Annotated in this window: 24 protein-coding genes and 2 pseudogenes; 3 read left to right on the top strand and 23 right to left on the bottom strand. The window is 55.5% G+C overall.

The window, feature by feature from the left end; translation table 11 throughout:
* The first annotated feature begins 195 nt into the window (after nucleotides 1-195).
* The gene (locus OH663_RS17955; RefSeq protein WP_048222403.1) at nucleotides 196-927 is read left to right on the top strand and encodes a response regulator; all 732 of its coding nucleotides are present in this window, start codon (nucleotides 196-198) and stop codon (nucleotides 925-927) included.
* Nucleotides 928-979: 52 nt separating this feature from the next.
* Here OH663_RS17955 and OH663_RS17960 read toward each other — a convergent pair whose 3' ends face one another.
* The 6 genes from OH663_RS17960 to OH663_RS17985 all read right to left on the bottom strand — a co-directional run bounded on the left by OH663_RS17960 (nucleotide 980) and on the right by OH663_RS17985 (nucleotide 7,135).
* Nucleotides 980-1,984 carry a carbohydrate kinase family protein gene (locus OH663_RS17960; RefSeq protein ID WP_200012947.1) on the bottom strand — a complete coding sequence of 335 codons (1,005 nt, stop codon included), beginning with the start codon at nucleotides 1,982-1,984 and terminating at the stop codon, nucleotides 980-982.
* Nucleotides 1,981-2,841: a ketose 1,6-bisphosphate aldolase gene (locus OH663_RS17965; RefSeq protein ID WP_200012907.1), complete on the bottom strand. Its 861-nt coding sequence runs from the start codon at nucleotides 2,839-2,841 to the stop codon at nucleotides 1,981-1,983. Before OH663_RS17965 ends, OH663_RS17960 begins: the two co-directional genes overlap by 4 nt.
* A 14-nt stretch (nucleotides 2,842-2,855) precedes the next feature.
* Nucleotides 2,856-3,539: a D-lyxose/D-mannose isomerase gene (locus OH663_RS17970; RefSeq protein WP_045438687.1), complete on the bottom strand. Its 684-nt coding sequence runs from the start codon at nucleotides 3,537-3,539 to the stop codon at nucleotides 2,856-2,858.
* Nucleotides 3,540-3,608: 69 nt separating this feature from the next.
* Nucleotides 3,609-4,550, bottom strand: a complete 942-nt coding sequence (locus tag OH663_RS17975; protein ID WP_045438690.1) for an ABC transporter substrate-binding protein — start codon at nucleotides 4,548-4,550, stop codon at nucleotides 3,609-3,611.
* A 73-nt stretch (nucleotides 4,551-4,623) separates the two neighbouring features.
* Nucleotides 4,624-5,619: an ABC transporter permease subunit gene (locus tag OH663_RS17980; protein ID WP_045438694.1), complete on the bottom strand. Its 996-nt coding sequence runs from the start codon at nucleotides 5,617-5,619 to the stop codon at nucleotides 4,624-4,626.
* Nucleotides 5,612-7,135: a sugar ABC transporter ATP-binding protein gene (locus OH663_RS17985; RefSeq protein WP_045438697.1), complete on the bottom strand. Its 1,524-nt coding sequence runs from the start codon at nucleotides 7,133-7,135 to the stop codon at nucleotides 5,612-5,614. Before OH663_RS17985 ends, OH663_RS17980 begins: the two co-directional genes overlap by 8 nt.
* Before the next feature lie 114 nt (nucleotides 7,136-7,249).
* Here OH663_RS17985 and OH663_RS17990 point away from each other — a divergent pair, with 114 nt between their 5' ends.
* Complete coding sequence (locus OH663_RS17990) at nucleotides 7,250-9,514, top strand: hybrid sensor histidine kinase/response regulator (RefSeq protein WP_200012905.1); 2,265 nt, start codon at nucleotides 7,250-7,252, stop codon at nucleotides 9,512-9,514.
* A gap of 69 nt (nucleotides 9,515-9,583) precedes the next feature.
* The gene (yjdP, locus tag OH663_RS17995) at nucleotides 9,584-9,913 is read left to right on the top strand and encodes a DDRRRQL repeat protein YjdP (protein ID WP_048222388.1); all 330 of its coding nucleotides are present in this window, start codon (nucleotides 9,584-9,586) and stop codon (nucleotides 9,911-9,913) included.
* A 31-nt stretch (nucleotides 9,914-9,944) separates the two neighbouring features.
* Here the strand turns inward: yjdP and cbrB are convergent.
* The 17 genes and pseudogenes from cbrB to OH663_RS18075 all read right to left on the bottom strand — a co-directional run.
* Nucleotides 9,945-10,148 (bottom strand): annotated as a pseudogene (gene cbrB / locus OH663_RS26115) (inner membrane protein CbrB); the annotation flags it as partial.
* Between the two features lie 69 nt (nucleotides 10,149-10,217).
* Nucleotides 10,218-10,976, bottom strand: a complete 759-nt coding sequence (gene phnP / locus OH663_RS18000) for a phosphonate metabolism protein PhnP (RefSeq protein WP_200012903.1) — start codon at nucleotides 10,974-10,976, stop codon at nucleotides 10,218-10,220.
* A gap of 8 nt (nucleotides 10,977-10,984) precedes the next feature.
* The gene (phnO, locus tag OH663_RS18005; RefSeq protein ID WP_200012901.1) at nucleotides 10,985-11,419 is read right to left on the bottom strand and encodes an aminoalkylphosphonate N-acetyltransferase; all 435 of its coding nucleotides are present in this window, start codon (nucleotides 11,417-11,419) and stop codon (nucleotides 10,985-10,987) included.
* Nucleotides 11,406-11,960: a ribose 1,5-bisphosphokinase gene (gene phnN / locus OH663_RS18010; RefSeq protein ID WP_200012895.1), complete on the bottom strand. Its 555-nt coding sequence runs from the start codon at nucleotides 11,958-11,960 to the stop codon at nucleotides 11,406-11,408. Before phnN ends, phnO begins: the two co-directional genes overlap by 14 nt.
* A gap of 2 nt (nucleotides 11,961-11,962) precedes the next feature.
* Nucleotides 11,963-13,099 (bottom strand): alpha-D-ribose 1-methylphosphonate 5-triphosphate diphosphatase, encoded by a 1,137-nt coding sequence (gene phnM / locus OH663_RS18015; protein WP_200012894.1) that lies wholly within the window; start codon nucleotides 13,097-13,099, stop codon nucleotides 11,963-11,965.
* Entirely contained in the window at nucleotides 13,096-13,776 is a 681-nt protein-coding gene (gene phnL / locus OH663_RS18020) for a phosphonate C-P lyase system protein PhnL (RefSeq protein ID WP_045438722.1), read from the bottom strand. Before phnL ends, phnM begins: the two co-directional genes overlap by 4 nt.
* Before the next feature lie 9 nt (nucleotides 13,777-13,785).
* Nucleotides 13,786-14,544 (bottom strand): phosphonate C-P lyase system protein PhnK, encoded by a 759-nt coding sequence (gene phnK / locus OH663_RS18025; protein ID WP_200012893.1) that lies wholly within the window; start codon nucleotides 14,542-14,544, stop codon nucleotides 13,786-13,788.
* Complete coding sequence (phnJ, locus tag OH663_RS18030) at nucleotides 14,541-15,332, bottom strand: alpha-D-ribose 1-methylphosphonate 5-phosphate C-P-lyase PhnJ (protein ID WP_231593097.1); 792 nt, start codon at nucleotides 15,330-15,332, stop codon at nucleotides 14,541-14,543. Before phnJ ends, phnK begins: the two co-directional genes overlap by 4 nt.
* A 46-nt stretch (nucleotides 15,333-15,378) precedes the next feature.
* Nucleotides 15,379-16,446 carry a carbon-phosphorus lyase complex subunit gene (locus tag OH663_RS18035; protein ID WP_200012892.1) on the bottom strand — a complete coding sequence of 356 codons (1,068 nt, stop codon included), beginning with the start codon at nucleotides 16,444-16,446 and terminating at the stop codon, nucleotides 15,379-15,381.
* The gene (gene phnH / locus OH663_RS18040) at nucleotides 16,446-17,030 is read right to left on the bottom strand and encodes a phosphonate C-P lyase system protein PhnH (RefSeq protein WP_200012890.1); all 585 of its coding nucleotides are present in this window, start codon (nucleotides 17,028-17,030) and stop codon (nucleotides 16,446-16,448) included. The genes OH663_RS18035 and phnH overlap by 1 nt, the downstream gene beginning before the upstream one ends.
* Nucleotides 17,027-17,479, bottom strand: coding sequence for a phosphonate C-P lyase system protein PhnG (gene phnG, locus OH663_RS18045; RefSeq protein WP_045438737.1), 453 nt, complete (start codon nucleotides 17,477-17,479; stop codon nucleotides 17,027-17,029). The genes phnH and phnG overlap by 4 nt, the downstream gene beginning before the upstream one ends.
* A 4-nt stretch (nucleotides 17,480-17,483) precedes the next feature.
* Nucleotides 17,484-18,209 carry a phosphonate metabolism transcriptional regulator PhnF gene (gene phnF / locus OH663_RS18050; protein WP_045438740.1) on the bottom strand — a complete coding sequence of 242 codons (726 nt, stop codon included), beginning with the start codon at nucleotides 18,207-18,209 and terminating at the stop codon, nucleotides 17,484-17,486.
* A 20-nt stretch (nucleotides 18,210-18,229) separates the two neighbouring features.
* Complete coding sequence (gene phnE / locus OH663_RS18055) at nucleotides 18,230-19,009, bottom strand: phosphonate ABC transporter, permease protein PhnE (RefSeq protein ID WP_045438742.1); 780 nt, start codon at nucleotides 19,007-19,009, stop codon at nucleotides 18,230-18,232.
* 95 nt (nucleotides 19,010-19,104) lie between these two features.
* Nucleotides 19,105-20,121 (bottom strand): annotated as a pseudogene (gene phnD, locus OH663_RS18060) (phosphonate ABC transporter substrate-binding protein).
* Nucleotides 20,122-20,186: 65 nt separating this feature from the next.
* Entirely contained in the window at nucleotides 20,187-20,975 is a 789-nt protein-coding gene (phnC, locus tag OH663_RS18065) for a phosphonate ABC transporter ATP-binding protein (RefSeq protein WP_045438756.1), read from the bottom strand.
* 132 nt (nucleotides 20,976-21,107) lie between these two features.
* Nucleotides 21,108-21,554, bottom strand: a complete 447-nt coding sequence (yjdN, locus tag OH663_RS18070; protein WP_045438759.1) for a VOC family metalloprotein YjdN — start codon at nucleotides 21,552-21,554, stop codon at nucleotides 21,108-21,110.
* A 79-nt stretch (nucleotides 21,555-21,633) separates the two neighbouring features.
* Complete coding sequence (locus tag OH663_RS18075) at nucleotides 21,634-21,969, bottom strand: zinc ribbon domain-containing protein YjdM (RefSeq protein WP_003031835.1); 336 nt, start codon at nucleotides 21,967-21,969, stop codon at nucleotides 21,634-21,636.
* Nucleotides 21,970-22,387 lie beyond the last annotated feature (418 nt).

A 22,387-nucleotide genomic window follows, 5' to 3' on the forward strand; every position in this document is an offset into this window, starting at 1 on the left:
TATTACGGGTGAATTTTGAACAAAACCCTGACGAAAAACAGGCTGTCGTCATATTTGACGTGACGAATTCCAAATGTGTGACGGCCTGGCAGTGTGACCAAGGTTATGTTTCCCGCACGTCCTTGTGCCTTATCGCTGTCACTCTGTGCAGAATCATTCACACTCATTTGAGTTGGCATAAAATGGGGAAGAATAATGAAGCCAGCCATACTGGTTGTGGATGATGACGTGGCGATCTGCGCATTGTTACAGGATGTGCTGAGTGAGCATGTCTTTGCTGTGACGGCCTGTCATACCGGGCAGGAGGCGTTGCGCTGTATTGATACCCAGCCGGATATTGCTCTGGTATTGCTGGATATGATGCTGCCCGATACCAACGGGTTGATGGTGCTGCAACAGGTGCAAAAGATGAGGCCAGGGTTGCCGGTCGTGATGTTGACCGGGCTGGGCAGTGAGTCGGATGTGGTTGTGGGACTGGAAATGGGCGCTGATGACTACATTGGCAAACCGTTCAACGCCCGCGTGCTGGTGGCGCGGGTGAAGGCGGTGCTCAGGCGTGTCGGAGTGCTCAGTGCAGAAAGCACTGGCCCGCAAACGACGGGGCTCTCCTTTAATGGCTGGCATCTTGATACCGCAGGCTGCCAGTTGCATAACCCCCAACAGTTGAAAGTGGATCTGACGCAAGGCGAGTACAGTCTGCTACTGGCGCTGGCGCAAAACGCCCGTCGGGTACTGAGCCGTGAACAGTTACTGGAGCTAACGCGTAGCGACAACGTCGAAGTCTTTGACCGTACTATCGATGTATTAATTATGCGTTTGCGGCGAAAAATAGAGAACAATCCGCATCAGCCGACGTTGATCAAAACTCTGCGCGGCCTGGGTTATGTGTTCGCCGCTGACGTGCAGCATCACGATAAAGCAGCGTAATTTTATCACCCAGGCCTACACGTTTCCCGTAGGCCTGATAAGCGTCGCGCCATCAGGCCTCAGCCATTCCGGCTTTTAACTCTTCCAGCGTTTTTGCACCGTCAATCGCGTTGGCGCACAGCAAGCTTGCCCGTGCGCAGGCGTGCGCCAGTCTGACGCTATCCGTCAGCGACCAGCGTTCGTGGCAGCCGTACAGAAAACCCGCGCAAAACGCATCCCCCGCGCCGACGCTGCCCACGATCTCCTCCTGTGCCAGATACTGTGACGGTATCCAGACGCCATCCTGATCCGGCGTTTCTCCCCAGGCGCCTTCCGGGCAGTGGATCACCACTCGCTGGCGCACGCCTGCGTCCAGGAGTTCACGCGCGGCGCTGGCGATATGGGGGATATGTAACTCACCGTTGGGCTGGCGGATCTCCAGACCGCTGAATTCTCCGGCCTCCAGCTCGTTGATGACCAGATAATCCAGATGACGCAGCGCGGGCATTACCAGTGGTTGATAGCGTGGATCACCCTTGCGAGACACCAGATCCAGCGATGTTTCAAATCCATTCTCACGCATTTGTGCCAACAATCGTGCGCTGCGCGTACCGAACTCTTCGTCTGGCATGTCCAGACTGTCGAGCAGCAGCAGATAACCCAGATGGAAAATTTTCATCGACGTATCAAGTGCGCCAAATGCGGGCAAATCCAGTAGCCTGTTCGCGCCGGGAGAGTGGAAAAAAGTACGCTGGCCGCCTGGGTCGGTCATCACCTGAGACATCGAGGTAGGGGCTGAGGTGGTGCGCTGTACGTGCTGGCGATTAACGTGATACTGCTCGAGCATCGCCATGATGTAGTCCCCGTCGCTGTCCTGGCCGATCAATCCCACCGCCTGCAGCGGCAAACCCGTGTGCATTTTCGCCAGCGTGAGCAGCACGTTTAACGGCGCACCGCCCGTTGCGCGTTCGCTACGGGTTATTTCAGCCAGCCAGCCGCGCTCCGGCCATTGCACGATCTGATGTACATGATCGACCAGCATGTTGCCCGCGGCGATAATGCCCCTGCGTTCCATCAGACCTGCCCCGCGCTGCCAAAGATGCGCATCTGTTCGGAAACGGTATCGGTGATGGCCTCTTCAATACCTAATAACAGCTCGGCAAATTCATCGTACAGCGACTGACGATTGGCCATGCGCGACTCTACTGCAGCCAGTGCCGCCTGTGACATGCCGGTATAAAAGTTGATTTTATGAATCCCCAGTTCGATCGCACGGCGGAAGTCATCATCACTGATGCCTGAACCCCCATGTAGTACCAACGGGATCGCTGCCTGCTGGCGAATGGCGTCCAGACGCGGGAAGTCGAGTTTTGGCTCGCCTTTATACTTGCCGTGCGCATTGCCAATAGCAACTGCCAGCGCGTCAATACCGGTTCTGTCGACGAAATCGCGTGCCAGCATGGGATCGGTAAATAATGATTCGTCGGCATGACCGTACAGCGCACCGCCTTCATCACCGCCCACCGCACCCAGTTCCGCTTCCACCGAAACGCCGACGGCGTGACACATCTTCACCACTTCGCGGGTCTGACGGATGTTTTCTTCGTAATCCAGCGTTGAACCATCGAACATTACTGAACTGAATCCTAATCGCAGTGCCCGGACGACTGACTCAAAGTGCAGACCGTGGTCAAGGTTAAGCACCACCGGGATATCATGCCGTGCGGCTTCAAATTTCACCGCTTCGACCAGCGAATCCAGCGAGACATATTTAAAGTGGACTTCGGCAATGTTGATAATAAACGGTGAACGTTCCTGTTTGGCTGCGGCAAACAGCGCGCGCAGAAAGTGTGAATCGAGGACGTTAAAAGCCCCTAAGGCATAGCGGTGCTCGCGAGCATGGGCGAGGCCATCGGCAAGAGAAATCAACGGCATAATACGCTCCTTGGTTAACGGAACAGGCGATACTCGTTACACAGCACCAACTGCGCCGGTTCATCTTCTTCAATGTCGTTATAACGGGCGATCGGCAGCAGAAAGTGATTGTCATGGTCGTCGTCATTAACAGAAGACACTTCGCCAACCAGTACGTCGCCGAAACCTTCCTCAGCCCAAAAGCTGTGATACAGACCGGGTGTCAGGCAGATGCTTTCCCCTGGAGTCAGGCGTAACTGGCTGCCAGCGGAGTGGATTTGCCGACAACCGTCAATGACCACGCTGACGTTGCTCGCTTCTGTTTGCTCGCGAATATCGGCGTTCCACAGTTCAACAATCAAATTGCCGCCGCCGCGATTGATAATGTCTTCGCGCTTGCGCCAGTGAAAGTGCATTGGGGTGACCTGTGCATCACGGACATGCATGATTTTTTCGGCGTAGCATTTCTCATAAGGCATGCCTTTCGGCGAGCCATTACGTAGGGTGAACAGCGTTAATCCCAGTGCGGCGAAGTTGTTGCCACCGAATGCAGTGACATCCCAGCCGAGTTTGAGGTCAAAGACTTCGCTCCATGCGGAGGCATCGAGTTTGCGCCATTGGGTTGGCGGAAAGCTGGCAAAAGGCGGGAGATGCACATCGTGCAGGGAAAAAAACTGGCGTGTGTGGCCGAGAATTTCGTTTATTGCGGAGCGTTTCATGGGCAGCATTCTCCTTATAACGCCGGACAGGGCATTGATGCCGCCATCCGGCAGTGTCGTGGTGGGGGGTTATTTCACCGTCCAACCCTTATAGCTACCGACGTTGTTTTTATCGATCATCGTCACCGGGATCAGCACAGGCTCTTTCGGCGCGGGTTTCCCCTGTAATATGTCATAGCCGATTTCTACCGCCTTGGCAGCCATCACTTGCGGATCTTGTGCCGGGGTCGCCACAAACAGTGAATTCTCACGCTTCAGTGCTTCTTCTCCGTCCGGAGATCCGTCAACACCAACAATAAAGAATTCACTGCGTTGCGCCTGTTTTGCTGCCAGATCGGCGCCGATCGCCGTGGGATCGTTAATCGCGAATACGCCGTCGATCTTCGGATTGGCCGCCAGCAATGCAGTCATGATCTCCAGTCCACCTTCACGGCTGCCTTTGGCGTTCTGGTTATGTGAAAGCACCTTGATGTCCGGGTGGCGTTTGAATTCGGTCTGGCAGCCTTCCACGCGGTTCTGTACTGCGGAAACCGGAGGCCCGTTGATGATCACGACGTTGCCTTTGCCTTTCAGGCGATCGGTGATGTACTTACAGGCCATTTCACCTGCCTGGGTGTTATCGGAGGTGATGGTCGCATCTGCACCTTCAGCCGCCACGTCAACAGCGACCACGACGATCCCCGCATCTTTTGCCCGCTTGACCGCCGGTCCGATGCCTTTGGAATCGGCAGCGTTAAGAATAATCATGTCAACTTTGGCGGCAATAAAGTTGTCGATCTGAGACACCTGCTGCCCCAGATCGTAGCCGCTGGAAACCAGCGTTACTTTGACACCATCACCCGCCAGTTTGCGTGCTTCCAGCTCCGCACCTTTGGTTATCTGTACGAAGAACGGGTTGGCAAGATCGCCCACCGTTACGCCGATTGATTTCAGTTCTTTTGCCTGCACATAAGGCGTAGCAGCAAGCAGTGCGCCAGCACAGAGCGCAGTCACTAATGGCTTCAAACGCATACTCGTTTCCTCACGTAGGGTATTGTTGTTATAAGCCGGATAAGGCAATTGCGCCGCCATCCGGCAAGTTGGCTTATGCACTTTGATGGTGTCGGGTACGGTATTTGTCGATTAGCACCGCTATGATGATCACCGCCCCTTTGATCACCAGTTGCCAGAAATAGGAAACGCCCATCAGCGTCATTCCGTTATTGAGCGTCGCGATAATAAGCGCCCCAACCAGCGTGCCGGTGATGGTGCCAATTCCGCCGACAAAACTGGTGCCGCCGAGGATCACCGCCGCGATGGCGTCCAGCTCATAGCCCATGCCTAAGTTGCCGTTGGCGCTGTACAGTCGTGAGGCGCTCATCACCCCGCCAAGACCCGAAAGCAGACCGCTCATGCCGTAGACGAACAGCAGCACCAGCCACACTTTGATGCCGGTTAACCGTGCCGCCTGCATGTTGCCGCCGACTGCGTAGATATGAACGCCCAGTGTGGTGCGGCGCAGAATAAACCAACACACGACAATCACCGCCAGGGCAATGACCACCAGCCACGGAATCGGCCCGAGATAGTTGTTGCCGATCCACTCAAAGCTAATGTTGGAGTTAATTACTGTCGTCCCGTCTGCCAGCAGATAGGCCGCACCGCGTAGTGCCGTGTAGGTCCCAAGCGTAACGATAAACGGTGGCAATCCGGCAAAGGCGACCAGCGCGCCGTTAAACAACCCCAGAACCAGACCGAGCATCAGCGCAGCCGGAATCGACAGCATGGACAGTTCAGGAATAAGAGAAACGACCATCGCCGCGACTGCGGTAGTACCAAGAATGGAGCCCACGGAGAGATCGATCCCGCCGGTCAGAATGATGAAGGTCATTCCGGCAGCCAGTACGATGTTAATCGATGCCTGACGGGTAATATTGAGCAGGTTGCTCTCAGTAAAAAAGTTTGGGGCGATAAAACCAAATACCGCCACAATCAGGATCAAAATGGGTAAAATGCCGACCGTTTGCATCAGATCGCTCATCAGCATTTTTTTTGCGGAGGCCGATTTTGCCACCTGCTGGGGAGTGGTTGGATTAGTCATGGTGCACCGCCTGATGATGGGAGTCGTTCACGCCGGTCGCCAGCGTCATAATGTTTTCCTGAGTAATGCTTTGTCCGTTCAGCTCTCCGGCAATACTGCCTTCGCGCATCACATACACCCGATCGCTCATGCCGACGACTTCCGGCAGTTCGCTGGAGATCATCAGGATCGCCACGCCTTTGCGCGCCATATCGTTCATGATCCGGTAGATCTCGCTTTTTGCTCCGACGTCCACACCACGGGTCGGTTCATCAAGGATCAAAATGCGTGGGCCAATCGCTACCCAGCGTGAGATCAGTAATTTTTGCTGGTTACCGCCAGACAGACCGCCTGCGCGAACCTGAGCATGTGGGACGCGGATATTGAGCAACTGGATGGCGTCATCAGAAATGGTCTGTGCCTTTTTGCGGTTGAGCATGCCCCAGTTTGCATCACGTTCCAGGGTTGCCATGGTGATGTTCTCTGCCGCCGCCAGCTCTAAAAACAGCCCCTGTTCTTTGCGATTTTCGGTAAGAAAACCGATACCGTGGTCAATGGCTTCGCGCGGGGAGTGGATCACCACCGGCTCACCGTCCACTTCAATCATGCCGCTGATCGCTTTACGTACGCCAAATATGAGTTGCGCCAGTTCGGAACGCCCGGCTCCGACCAGCCCAGCCAGGCCAACGATCTCCCCGGAACGCACCAGTAAACTGCATGGCTGGACTTTGTTGCCATCAGTCAGGTGATGGACATTCAGACGCGCTTTGCCTAATGGGATATCGCGTTCTTTGTTGAACAGATCGCTTAAAGGGCGGCCCACCATCATACGTACCAGTTCGGAGGCGTTGAGCTTGTCGCGGGTCAAACTGCCGACGTACTGCCCGTCGCGTAATACGCTGACGCGATCCGACAGTTCGTAGACTTCTGCCATACGGTGGCTGATGTAGATAATCGCCATGCCTTCATCACGCAGACGCATGATCAGCTCAAACAGGCGGTGGGTTTCACGGGAGGAGAGTGCGGCGGTGGGTTCATCCATTACCAGGATGCGGCTGTTACGGTGCAGAGCGCGGGCGATTTCCACCTGCTGCTGTTCGGCGATAGTGAGTGTCATCACGCGATCGCTGGCCTTAAACTGCGCGCCAAGCCGGTCGATGACCTTTTGCGCCTGCATCACCATCTCTTTACGCTGGACCAGACCACCACGCGACAGCTCGCTGCCGAGGAAGATATTTTCCGCTACTGTAAGATTCGGTGCGAGCTGCATCTCCTGATAAATCAACGTAATGCCTGCACTAAGCGCATCCTTTGGCCCACGAATATGAAAAGGCTGACCGTCAATCAGGATCTCACCACTGGTGGCGGTATAGGCGCCAGCAAGGATCTTCATCAGGGTGCTTTTTCCCGCGCCGTTTTCGCCCATCAGCGCGTGGATCTCACCGGTCCAGACCGTCAAATCGACCCCTTTCAGCGCATAAAATTTGCCAAATGCTTTGGCAATATTGCGCATTTCCAGAACCGGTGTCTTGCTCATAACGGATCTCCTGCGGGGTGGCCGATATCAGCAGTCCATCACAGGAATGTAAATGCAAAATGTCAGAAGTCGTTCATATTTGTCATATTGCGATTTTTCTTCATGGAGCGTGATATGCCGCAACCCGGACGTCACTTTTTCGCCAGTGCGCGTGGGCGACTGCTGTTCTTTAACCTGCTGGTGGTCGCGGTCACGCTGATGGTGAGTGGCGTTGCGGTGCTGGGTTTTCAGCATGCCAGTCAGATTCAGGAACAGGTGCAACAGCAAACCGTAGACGATATGACCGGTAGCATGAATCTGGCGCGCGATACAGCAAACGTGGCAACGGCGGCGGTGCGGCTCTCGCAAGTGGTGGGGGCGCTGGAATACAAAGGTGAAGCGGAGCGGTTACAGGAGACCCAGCGGGCGCTAAAACATTCGCTGGAACAACTGGCCAGCGCACCGCTGGCACAGCAGGAACCGGAGTTGGTTGGACGAATTATTCAACGCAGCAATGAGTTGCAAAGCAGTGTGGAAGGCATGTTACAGCGCGGTCAGTTACGACATCTGGAACGTAACGCATTGCTCAGTTCGCTGTACCAGAATCAAAGTTACTTACGCCATCTGCAAAAACTCACCGATGGGCAGGATGACGTGCTGCTGGGGCAAATGGATCGCTTGATCGTCGCCGCTATCGAAACGCCAACGCCGCGATCGGTGATCAAACAGCTGGACGATGTAATGCCTGCGTTGCCACTGCACAATGCCAGCCTGTTGATTAACCGTATTCTCAACGACTTCAATCAGGAGCTACATAAGCTTGAACCGCTTTCGTCAGCGCTGGAACAGAGCGATCTGGCGATCAACTGGTATATGTTTCATATCAAAGCGCTGGTAGCGATCCTCAACAGTGATATCAACCAGTATGTCTCACAGGTGGCGATTATCTCTGAACAGCGGGTGGCACAGAGCCATCATGAATTGCAGTCCGGCGTGCTGTTTATCATGATCTTTGCGCTGCTGGCGGTGGTGATCACCGGTTTTGCCGGCTGGTATATCTACCGTAATCTTGGCTCCAACCTGACGGCTATCTCGCGTGCGATGACCCGGCTGGCGCATGGTGAATCAGACGTTAGTGTTCCTGCCCTGCAACGTCGCGATGAGCTGGGAGAGCTGGCGCGTGCTTTTAGCGTTTTTGCGCGTAACACGGCTTCGCTTGAGCACACCACCCGGTTGCTGAAAGAAAAAACCACGCAGATGGAAATCGACCGCACCGAACGTCAGGAGCTGGAAGAAGCGCTGCTGCACAGCCAAAAGCTGAAGGCGGTGGGGCAGTTGACGGGTGGATTAGCGCATGATTTCAATAACCTGCTGGCGGTGATTATTGGCAGTCTGGATTTGGTCAATCCGGATTCTCCCGATGCGCCGCGTATCAACCGGGCGCTCAAAGCGGCCGAGCGCGGGGCGCTGCTGACCCAGCGACTATTAGCCTTTTCGCGTAAACAATCTTTGCATCCGCATGCGGTAGAGCTGAAAACGTTGCTGGAGAATCTGGGTGAGTTGATGCGCCACTCGTTACCCGCCACGCTGACGCTGGAGATTGAAGCCCAGACGCCCGCCTGGCCGGCGTGGATTGACGTCAGCCAACTGGAAAATGCCATCATTAATCTGGTCATGAATGCCCGTGATGCGATGGAAGGGCAGGCGGGCACGATTAAAATTCGCAGCTGGAATCAGCGGGTGACGCGCAGCGATGGACGCAGGCAGGACATGGTGATGCTGGAGGTTGCCGACCAGGGTAGCGGCATGTCGCAGGAGATCAAAGCACAGGTCTTTGAACCGTTTTTCACTACCAAACAGACCGGCAGCGGCAGCGGGCTGGGGTTGTCGATGGTATACGGATTTGTGCGCCAGTCCGGCGGTCGCGTCGAGATTGAAAGCGCGCCAGGGCAGGGAACTACCGTCAGGTTACAGCTTCCTCGCGCGATTGTGCCGGTACAGATTCAGGCAGAACCGATAACGGAACACGCCACAACCCGCGGCGAAAAACTGGTTCTGGTACTCGAAGATGAGGCCGACGTGCGCCAGACGTTGTGCGAGCAGCTACACCTGCTGGGCTATCTGACGCTGGAGGCGTCCAACGGCGAACAGGCGATGCATATGCTGGCGTCGTCATCTGAGATTGATATTCTTATCAGTGACTTAATGTTACCTGGTGGCTTAAGCGGGGTGGATGTGGTTAACCACGCGCTGAAGCATTATCCGCAGTTGACCATCCTGCTGATCAGCGGCCAGGATTTACGCCCGGCGCACAACCCAGCGCTACCGGAAGTAGCGTTATTGCGTAAACCTTTTACCCGTAGCGAACTGGCGCAGGTGCTACGCCACCCACGGAATTGAGAATCCTCCGCTACTTGTGTGACAGTGCTTTGATTACCGTGGAGCGAGTTTCTCTTCAGGGCTGGTTTTATGAAACGCTCCACGACACTCTTTTTATTCAGTCTACTGATGCTGACCACCATTTCGGCACAGGCGGATATTATCGATGACGCCATCGGCAATATTCAACGTGCCGTCAGCGATGCCTATAAACCTGAAAATAATCGGGATTACGACGATTCCCGTGATGAAAGCTGGCAGCGCCAGATGAGCGACGATCGTCGCAGGCAGTATGATAACCGCCGTCGCCAGTTTGAAGACCGTCGTCGTCAGTTAGACGACCGCCAGCGTCAGCTCGATCAGGAACGGCGTCAGCTTGAAGATGAAGAGCGCAGAATGGAAGAGGACTACGATCGTTAACGCCCCATTCACCTTTTTTCGCGACGATGATTCCCGTCAGTAGCGCGGGAATCGCACCGATTATCCATGTCAGCGTAATAAACAGCGAAAACATGTGCAGAATGTCGGCCAGCAGGCGCATGGCTGAATCAGACGTTATGCACATCAGACCGATAAGGGTTAACAGCATGCCGATAAACGGCCCCAGCAGCGTGAACCAACTGGCGTGGTGGATGATACGTCGTGTTCGGGTCATGCGATTCCCTTCAAATTGAACAATGTGCAGGGAGCATAGGCCTGGAGTGTGAAGCGCGCGTGAAGTGGGCTAATCCAGCACAATTTCCATCCCGTCATATCCGGCCTCCATCCCTTTTGGTAATGGATTTTCCATCATCCATGCGTCGAACTGGTGGCTGATGTGAGTCAGGATCACCCTCGGGCAGCGAATCAGCTCATTGAGTGCCATTACGGTGTTGAGATCGCAATGATTACGCGGCGGTTCGGTGCGCGGGGCATGGCTACAATCGATGACGATTGCCTGAGGTTGATTGTTGATCAGGAATTTCAGCGTCTTGTCAGGTAGTCCGGCGGTGTCGGAGAGCCACGCCAGGCGACTGTGCGCGGTTTCCAGCAGATAACCAAACGTCAGTTTTGAGTGGTTAAGCGGCAATGGAGTAACCTGTAAGCCCTGGAGATCAAAGACCACAAACGGTTCGACCGTATGGCTAAAATCGAGAATGCCGGGATGCTTAAACAGATCGTCACAGCCCTGTTTATCCGGCGGTCCGTACACCGGGATGGTCTTGCCTACACCCCAGCGCAGCGGAAACAGCCCCTGAACATGATCCATATGGTAGTGGGTTAGCAAAAATTGCCGGAAACTGCCTGCGGGCCAGTCATCCATCAGGTGTGGGATCCCCGCGTCCAGCAGCGTCACCGAATCATTGAACCTGACCACCCCGCTACAGGGGCGACGACGGTATTGTGTCTGTATACGTGCCCGTTGGCAGGCTGCACAGTCGCAGCCAAAAACCGGTACTAACTGGGCACCGCCCGTTCCCGTCAGCGTGATGGTCAGACTCATAGCTCTCCCTATAACGGCTTGGTGAAGCGGTAATGGCTTTGTACATAGCCTTCACGCAGGTAAAAACGGTGTGCGTCGTGGCGTTGAACACTGGTGGAAAGCTCGGTCATTTCTGCGCCAGCCTCACGTGCTGTCGCTTCAGCCCAGGCCAGCAGTTGACTGCCTACTTTTAGCCCTCGCGCCTGTGGCATTACAACTAATTCCTGAATTTCACCGATCCAGTTGGCGTGGTGCAGGTGAAACTGTAAGTGCAGACCAATCATCCCGACGACTTGTCCGTCCAATAGCGCCAGTTGGTAGCGCATATTGTGGTCCTGCAGATTTGCGGCATACCCGGCGCTAAATGCCTGGTGGTCAAATTTGCCCTGCTTTAGTTCGCAAATAAGCGCGTAAACCGCATCAACATCGTACAGCGTGGCGCGGCGTAATTCACAGACAGACATGTTTCTTCTCCTTGCGTCCCATCAGTGTGAGCAATGTATCGACTGACTGTAGCAAACTTCCATCGTTATTGAGGACATGGCAGTCAAACGGCGTGTAGCGTGCTGCGCGTTCGAGGCGGGCGGCGATTTCCATTGCGCTCTCCCGCCCGCGCATCTGCAGGCGCTGGCGCAAAATCTCAGGAGAAACTTGTAAGCAAATGGGCAAAAGCGAGGTGCCATAGCGCGTTTGCGCCTGTGCCAGATGGGCGCGCGATCCGTTGACGACGACATCGAAACCGGCGTGCAGCCAGAGGTCGATCTCCACGCCCACGCCGTAGTATAGGCCGTTGGCATGCCAGCTCAGCGCCAGCAGATTCTGCCCGGCGCGGGTAAAAAACTCTTGTTCACTGAGGGCGATATGATTTTCATTCCCGGCGTTAGCGACTCGGGTAATGTAGCGGTGCGCCACCAGTAACTGCGTATGTTCCTGCTGGCGGAGTGCCGCCAGCAAACTGTCCTTACCTGAGCCGGATGGCCCCATCAACCAGATCAGTTTTCCCATAGTCAGAACACCCTTTTCCCCTGACGCCAGACGTGATCGATATGGATGTGATCGCCCTTACGGTGTGCCAGCACCAGATCCGCACGCTTACCTTCAGCAATAACGCCACGATCGTTGAGATTCAGCGCTTGTGCCGGGTTGCGGGTGACCAGCCGGATTGCCTGCGATAGCGTAAAGCGGTTGGCTTCGTCATCGGCAACACGAAAGGCAGCATCGAGCAGGCTGGCGGGGTAGTAATCAGAAGAGAGGATATCCAGCAGGCCTAATTCTGCCAGCTTATGTGCCGCCACGTTGCCAGAGTGGGAACCACCGCGCACGATGTTTGGCGCTCCCATCAGCACATTCATACCATGCTGGCGTGAGGCTTCTGCGGCCTCAAACGTGGTGGGAAATTCGGCAATAACGCTGCCAAGCTGATGCGATTCCAGCACATGTTCATGCGTCGCGTCATCGTGGCTTGCCAGCGCAATCTGACGTTCGCGGCACATCTGCGCAATGGCTGAGCGGTTGGGCTGCGACCAGCGTGCCGCCAGTGCCACTTGTTCCTCTTCATAAAGGGCCATCTGCGCATCGGTGAGTGAATATTTGCCCTGATAATACTCGCGGTACTTCTCGCGGTTGGCAAATTGACGCTGACCCGGCGAGTGGTCCATCAGCGAAACCAGAGTTACCGGTTCGCGACCGACCAGCTTTTCAAACAGCGGCAGGGTGGTGTGATGCGGCAACTCACAGCGCAAATGCAGGCGGTGTTCAGCGCGATTGACCCCGCGTTTTTGTGTCTCTTCTACCGCGTTAATCATCTTCTCCAGGTTTTCCAGACGGTCGCCGCCGTCACGCACATCGCCAATGGCGACGGCATCCAGCACGGTCGTGATACCACTGGCGACCATCAGCGCGTCGTGGCTGCTCATTGCCGAATGGGCGGGCCAGTCCACCTTCGGACGGGGGGTGAAGAATTTATCCAGATTATCGGTATGCAGTTCGATCAGCCCCGGCAACAGCCAGCCGCCTTCACCGTCCAGCGCTTGCGGAAGACGGCTCTGGCCTTCGGCAACAGCGCGGATAACCCCGTCCTGTATTTCCAGCGATCCTTGCAGCACTTCATTTTCCAGCACCAGCTTTACATTGTTGATAATCATGCTGTTGTTCCCATCAGGTGCAGGCGATCCGCTACGCGGTCGCGCACGGTTTGATCGTGAAAAATGCCGACAATTGCCGCGCCGCGGGCTTTCGCTTCTTCAATCAGTGCGACGACGGCGGCGCTGTTTTTGGCATCCAGTGAGGCAGTGGGCTCATCGAGCAGCAGAATGGGGTAATCGACGATAAACCCGCGGGCAATGTTGACGCGCTGCTGTTCACCGCCGGAAAACGTCGACGGTGCAAGATGCCACAGCCGCTCCGGGACATTCAGGCGAGTGAGCAGATTCGCCGCTTTGGCAGCGCATTCCTCGCGAGAAACCCCCAGATCAAGCAGAGGCTGCATTACGACATCCAGCGCGGAAATCCTTGGGATCACACGCAGAAACTGGCTCACCCAGCCGATGGTTGCGCGACGGACTTCCAGTACTTTGCGTGCCGGAGCCTGCACCAGATCCACCCATTCATCACTGTGGCGAATGTGGATGTGCCCTTCATCCGGCAGATAGTTGGCGTATAGCGAGCGCAGCAGCGTTGATTTTCCGCTACCGGAATGGCCGTGAAGTACCACGCATTCCCCGTTTTTAACTTCCAGAGTGGCGTTTTGCAGCACCGGCAGACGTACACCGTTTTGCTGGTGGAGTACAAAAGTCTTACTGACATTTTCAACGCGAATCATGTTGGCCTCTTAATTCTGCAATACGGACGACACCAGCAGTTGGGTATAGGGGTGATGTGGATCATCGAGCACGCGGTCAGTTAATCCACTTTCCACCACCTGACCTTGCTTCATCACCAGCAAACGGTCTGCCAGCAGACGCGCCACGCCTAAATCATGGGTGACAATCACCACCGCCAGATCCAGTTCCACCACCAGGCCGCGTAGCAGGTCCAGCAGTTTGGCCTGTACCGAGACGTCCAGCCCGCCGGTGGGTTCATCCATAAACACCAGTTTGGGATGGGTGACGAGGTTACGGGCGATCTGTAAACGTTGCTGCATGCCGCCGGAAAAGGTGGTCGGCAGGTCGTCAATACGTGAGGCGGGGATTTCGACCTCCTCCAGCCAGCGCATCGCGGTGGCTCGGATGTCACCATAATGGCGCGCGCCGGTAGCCATCAGGCGTTCGCCGATATTGCCACCCGCCGAAACCTGGCGGCGCAGACCGTCCATCGGATGCTGATGCACCACGCCCCATTCGGTACGCAGCAGGCGCCGGCGGTCGGCTTCACTCATGCCGTACAGCGAATGGTTCTGATACAAAATCTCACCGCCCTGCGGCGTCAGACGTGAGGAGATCGATTTCAGCAGCGTAGTTTTGCCGGAGCCGGACTCGCCGACGATGCCCAGCACTTCGCCAGGCCACAGGTCGAAAGAGACATCGCTGAAGCCCTTGCCCGGCGCGTAGAGGTGGGTCAGGTTGTTGACCGAAAGCAGCGGTTGCGTCATTTGCTGAGAGCCTCACTCTGTTGGCGGCAGTAATCGGTGTCGGAGCAGACAAACATCCGTTTGCCGGTGTCATCGAGCACCACTTCGTCGAGATAACTGTGGGTTGAACCGCAGATGGCGCAGGGCTCATCCCAGCTCTGCACCGTGAACGGGTGATCGTCAAAATCGAGGCTTTCCACCCTGGTATAGGGCGGAACGGCGTAGATCCGTTTTTCACGGCCTGCGCCAAACAGTTGCAGGGCTGGCATCATATCCATCTTCGGGTTGTCGAATTTTGGAATGGGTGATGGGTCCATCACGTAGCGCCCGTTAACCTTCACCGGATAGGCATAAGTGGTGGCGATATGGCCGAAGCGGGCGATATCTTCATACAGCTTCACCTGCATCACGCCGTACTCTTCCAGCGCGTGCATGGTGCGGGTTTCCGTTTCGCGAGGTTCGATAAAGCGCAGCGGCTCCGGGATTGGTACCTGAAAGATCAGGATCTGATCTTCAGTTAGGGGTGTTTCCGGGATCCGATGACGAGTCTGGATCAGCGTGGCGTCTTCTGTTCGCTCAGTGGTATTTACCCCAGTAATGCGTTTGAAGAAGTTGCGGATCGACACGGCGTTGGTAGTGTCATCTGCACCCTGGTCAATCACCTTCAGCACATCCGGCTCGCCAATCACGCTGGCAGTCAGTTGAATACCACCAGTTCCCCAGCCGTAGGGCATCGGCATTTCACGGCCGCCGAACGGCACCTGATAGCCGGGAATGGCGACCGCTTTCAAAATGGCGCGGCGGATCATGCGTTTGGTCTGCTCATCAAGATAAGCAAAGTTGTAACCGGAGAGGTTAGTGGTCACGAGAGGCCTCCTGTTGCAGACGTTTGAGCAGTTCCAGCTCGGCCTGGAAATCGACGTAATGGGGGAGCTTGAGGTGCGAAACAAAACCCGCCGCCTCGACGTTATCCGCATGCGCCAGCACGAACTCTTCGTCCTGCGCGGGTCCCGTGACCGTTTCATCGTATTCGGGTGCCTGTAGGGCTCTGTCCACCAGTGCCATTGCCATCGCTTTACGTTCACTCATGCCGAACACCAGCCCGTAACCGCGGGTAAAATGGGGCGCTTCGTTCTCTGGCGCGACAAAACCGTTGACCATTTCGCATTCGGTCATCAACAGTTCGCCGACATTGACCGCAAATCCCAGCTCTTCCGGTACAGTTTCCAGTTCCACATAGCCGCTGCGGATCTCTGCCGCAAACGGATGGTTACGCCCGTAACCGCGTTGAGTGGAGTAGGCGAGTGCCAGCAGATAACCTTCATCACCACGCATTAGCTGTTGCAGGCGTGAGGCGCGTGAGCAGGGGTAAACTGGCGGTGTGCGGGTGATGTCATCGGGCGTTGCCCCGTTATCTTCTTCACGCTTTGCCAGTCCCTGGTTTGCCAGCAGAGAGAAGACGTGTGGGGAGGCCTCCTGTGCGCTATCAGCGGTTCGCAGTGGCGGCGTTTCGCCATTGGCCAGTAGGGTAAAATCCAGCAGGCGGTGGGTGTAGTCGTAAGTAGGGCCTAACAGCTGTCCACCGGGAATGTCCTTGTAGACGGCGGAGATACGGCGTTCCAGGCGCATCTCTGCACTGTTTAGCGGCTCGCTCACCGCCAGCTTTGTCAGCGTTGTGCGGTAGGCGCGCAGCAGAAAGATGGCTTCGACGTTATCACCACTGGCTTGTTTCAGTGCCAGCGCGGCCAGTTCACGGTCAGCAATCCCGCCTTCAGTCATCACGCGATCGACCGCCAGGTTCATCTGCTGTTCGATTTGCGTCACGCTCAGTTCGGCAATGTCATCATCGCCCCGGCGTCGGTTTTCTTGCAGTGCGTGGGCGTTGGCTATCGCCTTTTCACCCCCTTTGACGGCGACGTACATCAGCACACCTCCACATGGGTGGTTCGCGGAATAGCCAGCAACCGCTCGCCGCAGGTCAGGATCAGATCGACTCCCAACGGGAACGGGTGCGGGCGTTCGGTGAGTTCATGAATAATGCAGTCAGGCAGTTGTGGCGCAATCATCCGTTCTTCTGCAATGCCCGCACCCGTCAGGCGCAGCATTCGGCCACCGCTTAAACCTGCGACCTGCACAATCAGGGTGGCACTGGTCTCTGGCGCAACGGCGGAGCCGGAGGAGAGTGCGTTCAGTTGTTCGCTGCTGATGCGTTCGTCGGCAACGGCAAATGCCGCCAGTTGTGGCTGATCCACCAGCGACGCGTTAGTGTGAAAACGCAGGTTCTGGCTGGCAATGTCATTATTCATGGAAGGTGCCAGCCAGACCGGTGTGTCGCCATCGACCAGTGTCAGTAACACGCTGGTGGTCGCGAGATTCAGCGGCTGCCAGCCGTGTTTCAGTTGATGCAAGGCGACAATCACCCCCGGTTCGCTCATTGCTTTCAGCAGACGACGAAAGCTTTGTTGCGCGTCCTGGACGGGTAGGTTAAAGGCTGTTTGTAAGGTCATGCGTTATCTCCGCGTACCAGCGTGAAGAAGTCGACCCGGCTGGCGTTAACTTCGGCACGGCGAGCGCTAATCAGTGCATCGCGTTCCGCTTCCAGCGGGGTAATAAGGGTTTCCATTAGGCTCTGGAAATGCGTCTGTTCCTGGAGCAGCGCGTCAATGACGGCGCACTGCTCAGCATGGTGTTTATTACGTCCGAGCAGGTAGCTGTAGCCCAGCGTGCCGCTTTTAAGGCGTACTACTGCGCGGGTGAGCGTGGTGTCGCCAGCAAAGAAACGGTTGCCGGTGCCGCCCATACGGGCCTGAATCTGCATCAGTCCGGTTTCTGGTGCGCGGATCAGTTCATATTCCGGCGTCAGCTTCAGTGCCTGCAGACGCGCATTCAGGGTTTCAGCGTTGCTGTAAGCCAGCACGCGCATCCAGTGCTGGCGGGTGGCGATATCGACGTGCATTCAGTCAGTGCTCCATGGTGAATTCGATCATGTCGGCGCGGGTCAGGCTGACGGAGTATTCCGCTGCATGCTCTTCGCCATCACGGTGGTTCAGGGTACGCACGCACAGCAGCGGCGCCATGTTGGGGATTTCCAGTATCTTGCTCTCTTTGGCCTGCGCGCGGCGGGCGCTGATACGCGTCTGCGTGCGCTGTAATGTCAGGCCAGATTGCTCGCGCAGATAGTCGTGCAATGAGCCGCTGTTAAAGCCCTGCAACAGCGGCCAGAGGGTGAGGTCGGAAAAGTAGTGGTCAATCTGACACAGAGCGATACCGTTCACCCGGCGCAGGGTGCGCAGATGAATGACGTTGTCGCCCTCTTTGACGCTCAATGCGTCGGCAATGTGGCTGGACGCCGGGCGCAGCACCGCCAGCAGTTTTTCGCTGGTAGGGTGGCTCCCCTGGTCCAGCAGGTTCTGGCTGAAGCGCGCCTGAGCATTGAGTGGGTAATCGAACGGGCGCATCAGCACCAGTACGCCCACGCCCTGGCGACGCTGCACCCAGCCGCGTTCAACCAGTTGGTCGATGGCACGGCGCAATGTATGGCGGTTCACCTCGTAGCGCGCGGCAAGCTGATGCTCCGCGGGAAGGTAGTCGCCGCAGCGATAATGTTGACGAAGCTCCTGCTCAAGTCTCGCGGCAATCTCCTGATAACGCGTCGGATAACTGGTCGGATGTGTAGACAAGTGCATAGCAATCAATGCCTCGCTAATCAGATAAAGTGCTTACGTAAACGCTGGGAGAGGAAATCCAGCAGGCTGACGGTGACGATGATTAACACCATCAGGGCGCAGGTTTGCTGGAACTGAAAGCCGCGAATCGCCTCCCATAGCGTTACGCCGATCCCGCCTGCGCCGACCATCCCGACCACCGTGGCGGAGCGGACGTTGGACTCAAAACGGTACAGCGAGTAGGAGATGAGTAGCGGCATGACCTGCGGCAGAACGCCGTAGAGGATTTCTTCAATCTTGTTAGCACCGGTAGCGCGAATCCCTTCTACCGGACCGGGTTCAATGGCTTCTACTGCTTCGGAAAGCAGCTTGGAGAGCACCCCGGTGGTATGGATGAACAGCGCCATGACGCCTGCAAACGGACCCAGGCCGACGGCGACGACAAACAGCATGGCGAAGACCATTTCGTTGATGGCGCGACAGGCGTCCATCGCCCTTCGCATCGGCTGGTAAATCCACCACGGCACGAGGTTATCGGCGCACATCAGGCCAAAAGGAATCGATAAAACAACAGCGAGGGCGGTACCCCAGACGGCGATTTGCAGAGTGACGGCCATTTCGCCCAAATAGTCCCGCCACTGGCTGAAGTCCGGCGGGAAGAAGTCGGCGGCGAAAGTCGCCATATTGCCGGAATCCTCGATCAGCGTGAGCGGGGCCATTTCGGCACCTTTCCACGAGACAACCAGCACGGCGAGAAGGATGGCCCAGCTCAGTAGCGAGAACCAGCTGCGCTTGGGTGGGGCGACGGTGATGGTTTGCATATTTGGCTCCGTTATTCTGTATTGCCGGATGGCAGCTTTGCCTGATCCGGCCTACGTTCGTAGGCCCGGTAAGCATCGCGCCACCGGGCAATCCGTTACTGCACCGCTTTGGTGACGCTGGTCATCGCACCCAGTGCAGCAGTCAGGCGGTCGAGGTCGTCGAGCTGTGCTTTCAGCGCTGAGGTTTTGCTGGTTTTCTCTTCTGCATTCAGCCCTTTGTTGTCCTTCACGCCCTGCATCTCTTTAAACAACGCCAGCTGACGAATCGGCACCAGTTGCAGATCGCTGGAGGCGCGGAATGGCGCCCAGCCCAGACGTTCCAGAGTGGCTTTCTCTTCTGGTGTTTTGCCGTAGTTCATAAAGAAGTCGTACACCTTGTCCTTGGTGTTTTCGGAGAGGTTCTTACGCCAGACGATCGGATCGCCCGGGATCAGCGGTGACTTCCAGATCACCTTCAGTTCTTTTAGTTTGTCTGGCGCGGAGGTTTTCAGTTTGTCGAGGTTTTCAGTGTTGTTGGTTGCCACATCCACCTGCTTGTTGGCGACCGCCAGGGCGTTAGTTTCGTGCCCGGCGTTAACCGTGCGTTTGAAGTCGCTGGCAGAAATATTGTTTTTGGCGAAGACGTAGTAACCAGGAACAAGGAAGCCTGAAGTGGAGTTAGGATCGCCGTTGCCGAAAGTCAGATCTTTGCGTTTGGCGATCAGTTCGTTCAGGTTGTTGATCGGGCTGTCTTTGTTAACGATCAGCACGCTCCAGTAACCCGGCGATCCATCTGCGGCGACGGTCTGTGCAAAGACCTGTCCGTTGGCGCGGTCCACTGCTTCCATGGCGGAGAGGTTGCCTTACCAGGCGATATCGACTTTGTTAAAACGCATTCCCTGGATGATCCCGGCATAGTCCGGGGCAAAGAAGGCGTTCACTTTTACGCCCAGTGATTTTTCCATGTCCTTCAGGAACGGTTCCCACTGTGGCTTCAGGTTTTGCTGTGATTCAGTCGAAATAATGCCAAAGTTCAGCGCTTTTTCCTGCTCTTCGGCATGCGCCGGGCTTAACAAGGTACTGATGCTGAACATGCTGGTGAACGCCAGCGCGGCAACGGCCTTATAGCTCATGTTTTTTCCTCAACGAGTCATTGTTCCAGGCTATTTCACTTGTCAGCCTGGCCTTTTCAGTTCAATTAAGCAGCCTGCGCGTTCTGTTCGACGCGGTTCATGCTGCGGTAGAGATGATCAAATCGATCGTTATCGAAGTGTTGGCTGCTGCCATCAAAGAAGACGTTCCCCTGACGCAGTGCGACAATGCGTTCGCAGTAACGCAGGGCGTAATCCACCTGATGCAGCGTGACAACCACGGTGATGCCGTCGGTCTGGTTAATGTCGCGCAGGGTGTCCATCACGATGCGCGCAGATTCCGGGTCCAGCGAGGCAATCGGCTCATCGGCGAGGATCACTTTTGCCTGCTGCATCAGCGCGCGGGCGATGGCGACGCGTTGCTGCTGCCCGCCTGAAAGCGTGGAAACGCGCTGATATGCAAAGTGCGCCATGCCAACGCGGGTTAGCGCCTGTAACGCACGTTGTTTCTGTTCTGACGTAAACCAGCTAAAACAAGTGCGCCAGAACGGTGTGCTGCCGAGCGCACCAATCAGCACGTTCTCCAGCACGGTCAGACGGTTCACCAGATTGAACTGCTGGAAGATGTAGCCGGTGTGAGCGCGGCTTTTGCGAATGTCGCGCGCCAGCCGGCCTTCACGCTGTACGGTGCGACCTAACAGTTCGACGTGACTACCTGGTGATTTATCACCAGTAATCAAACCGCTTAAATGGCGTAAAAGGGTGGATTTGCCGGAGCCAGACGGCCCAAGCAGAGCGACCATCTCACCGGCACCGATATTGAGATCAACCGCGTTTAGCGCCTGATGTTGATTGAAGGATTTGGAGAGTTTTTCGACGCGAATAATCGTTTGCATGATGCGGCCTCCCTAAAAAAGTGGCCCCATCGTGGCGGATTAATGTGACATTTTCGTTAAAGGAAGGTTACCTGGCGATGAAGAGTTGAGCGAGATTTGATGACAGTACGGGAGGGCGAGCCTCCCGTCAGGTTACTCGGTTGGCTGCGGTTGCTTCACGACGTTAATCATCCATGGCACACCGTATTGATCGGTGACTTTACCGAATCCGTGCGCCCAGAAGGTTTCCTGCCAGTCCATTTCGATTTGGCCTTTGGCGGCAAGTTTGTCAAACCAGCGCTTCCCTTCGTCGACATGTTGCGTATCAAGAACCAGCGTGAAACCGGAATAATGTGCGTTTCCTGATGAAACAGCATCACTCATCATGATATCGCTGCCCGCGATACGCAGATTAGCGTGGGCTATTGCAGTATCGGGGAATTTCATACCTGAAGGGCAACCCTCTTCGCTGTCCTGTGCCGATTTGGGCATTTCACCAAAGTTGATTTTGTAGAGCAGCTCTGCGCCCAATGTCTGTTGGTAGTATGCGATGGCGTCGGCGCAATTGCCGGCAAAAGAGATGTAGGGACTTAATGGCATAATTTTTACCTCAGTAAAAGAAGCCAGTTAAGTGTAGTTAGCGTAAGCCCGGTAAGCGAAGCGCCACCGGGCATAATCATTAGTTCTTTTTCACGAACTCGGATTTCAGTTTCATTGGGCCAAATCCATCGATCTTGCAATCAATGTTGTGGTCGCCTTCAACCAGACGGATGTTTTTCACTTTGGTCCCAATCTTCAGCATTGAAGAGCTACCTTTTACCTTCAGATCTTTCACGACGGTAACGCTGTCGCCGTCGGCCAGCAGGTTGCCGTTAGCGTCTTTCACGATCAGTTCGTCGCTGTCCTGAGCCGGTTCAGCATCGTTCCATTCGTGGGCGCATTCCGGGCAAATGAACATGCCGTTATCTTCGTAAGTGTATTCGGAGTTGCATTGTGGGCAGTGTGGTAATGACATGTAGATTTCCTCAAAAGTCAGCAGGGGCAAAAGCGCCCAAAAATGGCAGATTGCCGAAAAAGGCCGCAATTATACATAAAATCCCTGCTTTTGTCGGGACTACTGTCCGATTAAGAAAAATGGCAGGCTGCAGTTAAACACCACAATACCTTTGCTTTCCAGTACCTGAAATCCGGACTGAATATTTTTTAAGGGAAATTGCTACGCTTTGTTATTTAAGATAAGGTGAGGCAAACCACCTGATATTCATAGGTCACACGACTTTCAGTATCACTTAGCCATTGTATGTGAATGCTTCACGACCCCTTAATTTAGGTAGGGGAATTAAGCTGGCATTTTTTAAAACTGAACTACTCTCTTTATCTTTCTTACTTAATACAGTAAGTGAGAGGCCTCAGGCCAACGGTTATACATTGAA

This window comes from Citrobacter sp. Marseille-Q5395 (genome assembly GCF_947057495.1).
In the GTDB taxonomy this organism is placed as follows: domain Bacteria; phylum Pseudomonadota; class Gammaproteobacteria; order Enterobacterales; family Enterobacteriaceae; genus Citrobacter; species Citrobacter murliniae.

Bases quoted from the DNA above. Each gene is read 5' to 3' on its own strand.
- OH663_RS17955 (WP_048222403.1), top strand. From the start codon at position 196: ATGAAGCCAGCCATACTGGTTGTGGATGATGACGTGGCGATCTGCGCA.
- OH663_RS17965 (WP_200012907.1), bottom strand. From the start codon at position 2,841: ATGCCGTTGATTTCTCTTGCCGATGGCCTCGCCCATGCTCGCGAGCAC.
- OH663_RS17970 (WP_045438687.1), bottom strand. From the start codon at position 3,539: ATGAAACGCTCCGCAATAAACGAAATTCTCGGCCACACACGCCAGTTT.
- OH663_RS17975 (WP_045438690.1), bottom strand. From the start codon at position 4,550: ATGCGTTTGAAGCCATTAGTGACTGCGCTCTGTGCTGGCGCACTGCTT.
- OH663_RS17980 (WP_045438694.1), bottom strand. From the start codon at position 5,619: ATGACTAATCCAACCACTCCCCAGCAGGTGGCAAAATCGGCCTCCGCA.
- OH663_RS17985 (WP_045438697.1), bottom strand. From the start codon at position 7,135: ATGAGCAAGACACCGGTTCTGGAAATGCGCAATATTGCCAAAGCATTT.
- OH663_RS17990 (WP_200012905.1), top strand. From the start codon at position 7,250: ATGCCGCAACCCGGACGTCACTTTTTCGCCAGTGCGCGTGGGCGACTG.
- yjdP (WP_048222388.1), top strand. From the start codon at position 9,584: ATGAAACGCTCCACGACACTCTTTTTATTCAGTCTACTGATGCTGACC.
- phnP (WP_200012903.1), bottom strand. From the start codon at position 10,976: ATGAGTCTGACCATCACGCTGACGGGAACGGGCGGTGCCCAGTTAGTA.
- phnO (WP_200012901.1), bottom strand. From the start codon at position 11,419: ATGTCTGTCTGTGAATTACGCCGCGCCACGCTGTACGATGTTGATGCG.
- phnN (WP_200012895.1), bottom strand. From the start codon at position 11,960: ATGGGAAAACTGATCTGGTTGATGGGGCCATCCGGCTCAGGTAAGGAC.
- phnM (WP_200012894.1), bottom strand. From the start codon at position 13,099: ATGATTATCAACAATGTAAAGCTGGTGCTGGAAAATGAAGTGCTGCAA.
- phnL (WP_045438722.1), bottom strand. From the start codon at position 13,776: ATGATTCGCGTTGAAAATGTCAGTAAGACTTTTGTACTCCACCAGCAA.
- phnK (WP_200012893.1), bottom strand. From the start codon at position 14,544: ATGACGCAACCGCTGCTTTCGGTCAACAACCTGACCCACCTCTACGCG.
- phnJ (WP_231593097.1), bottom strand. From the start codon at position 15,332: ATGATCCGCCGCGCCATTTTGAAAGCGGTCGCCATTCCCGGCTATCAG.
- OH663_RS18035 (WP_200012892.1), bottom strand. From the start codon at position 16,446: ATGTACGTCGCCGTCAAAGGGGGTGAAAAGGCGATAGCCAACGCCCAC.
- phnH (WP_200012890.1), bottom strand. From the start codon at position 17,030: ATGACCTTACAAACAGCCTTTAACCTACCCGTCCAGGACGCGCAACAA.
- phnG (WP_045438737.1), bottom strand. From the start codon at position 17,479: ATGCACGTCGATATCGCCACCCGCCAGCACTGGATGCGCGTGCTGGCT.
- phnF (WP_045438740.1), bottom strand. From the start codon at position 18,209: ATGCACTTGTCTACACATCCGACCAGTTATCCGACGCGTTATCAGGAG.
- phnE (WP_045438742.1), bottom strand. From the start codon at position 19,009: ATGCAAACCATCACCGTCGCCCCACCCAAGCGCAGCTGGTTCTCGCTA.
- phnC (WP_045438756.1), bottom strand. From the start codon at position 20,975: ATGCAAACGATTATTCGCGTCGAAAAACTCTCCAAATCCTTCAATCAA.
- yjdN (WP_045438759.1), bottom strand. From the start codon at position 21,554: ATGCCATTAAGTCCCTACATCTCTTTTGCCGGCAATTGCGCCGACGCC.
- OH663_RS18075 (WP_003031835.1), bottom strand. From the start codon at position 21,969: ATGTCATTACCACACTGCCCACAATGCAACTCCGAATACACTTACGAA.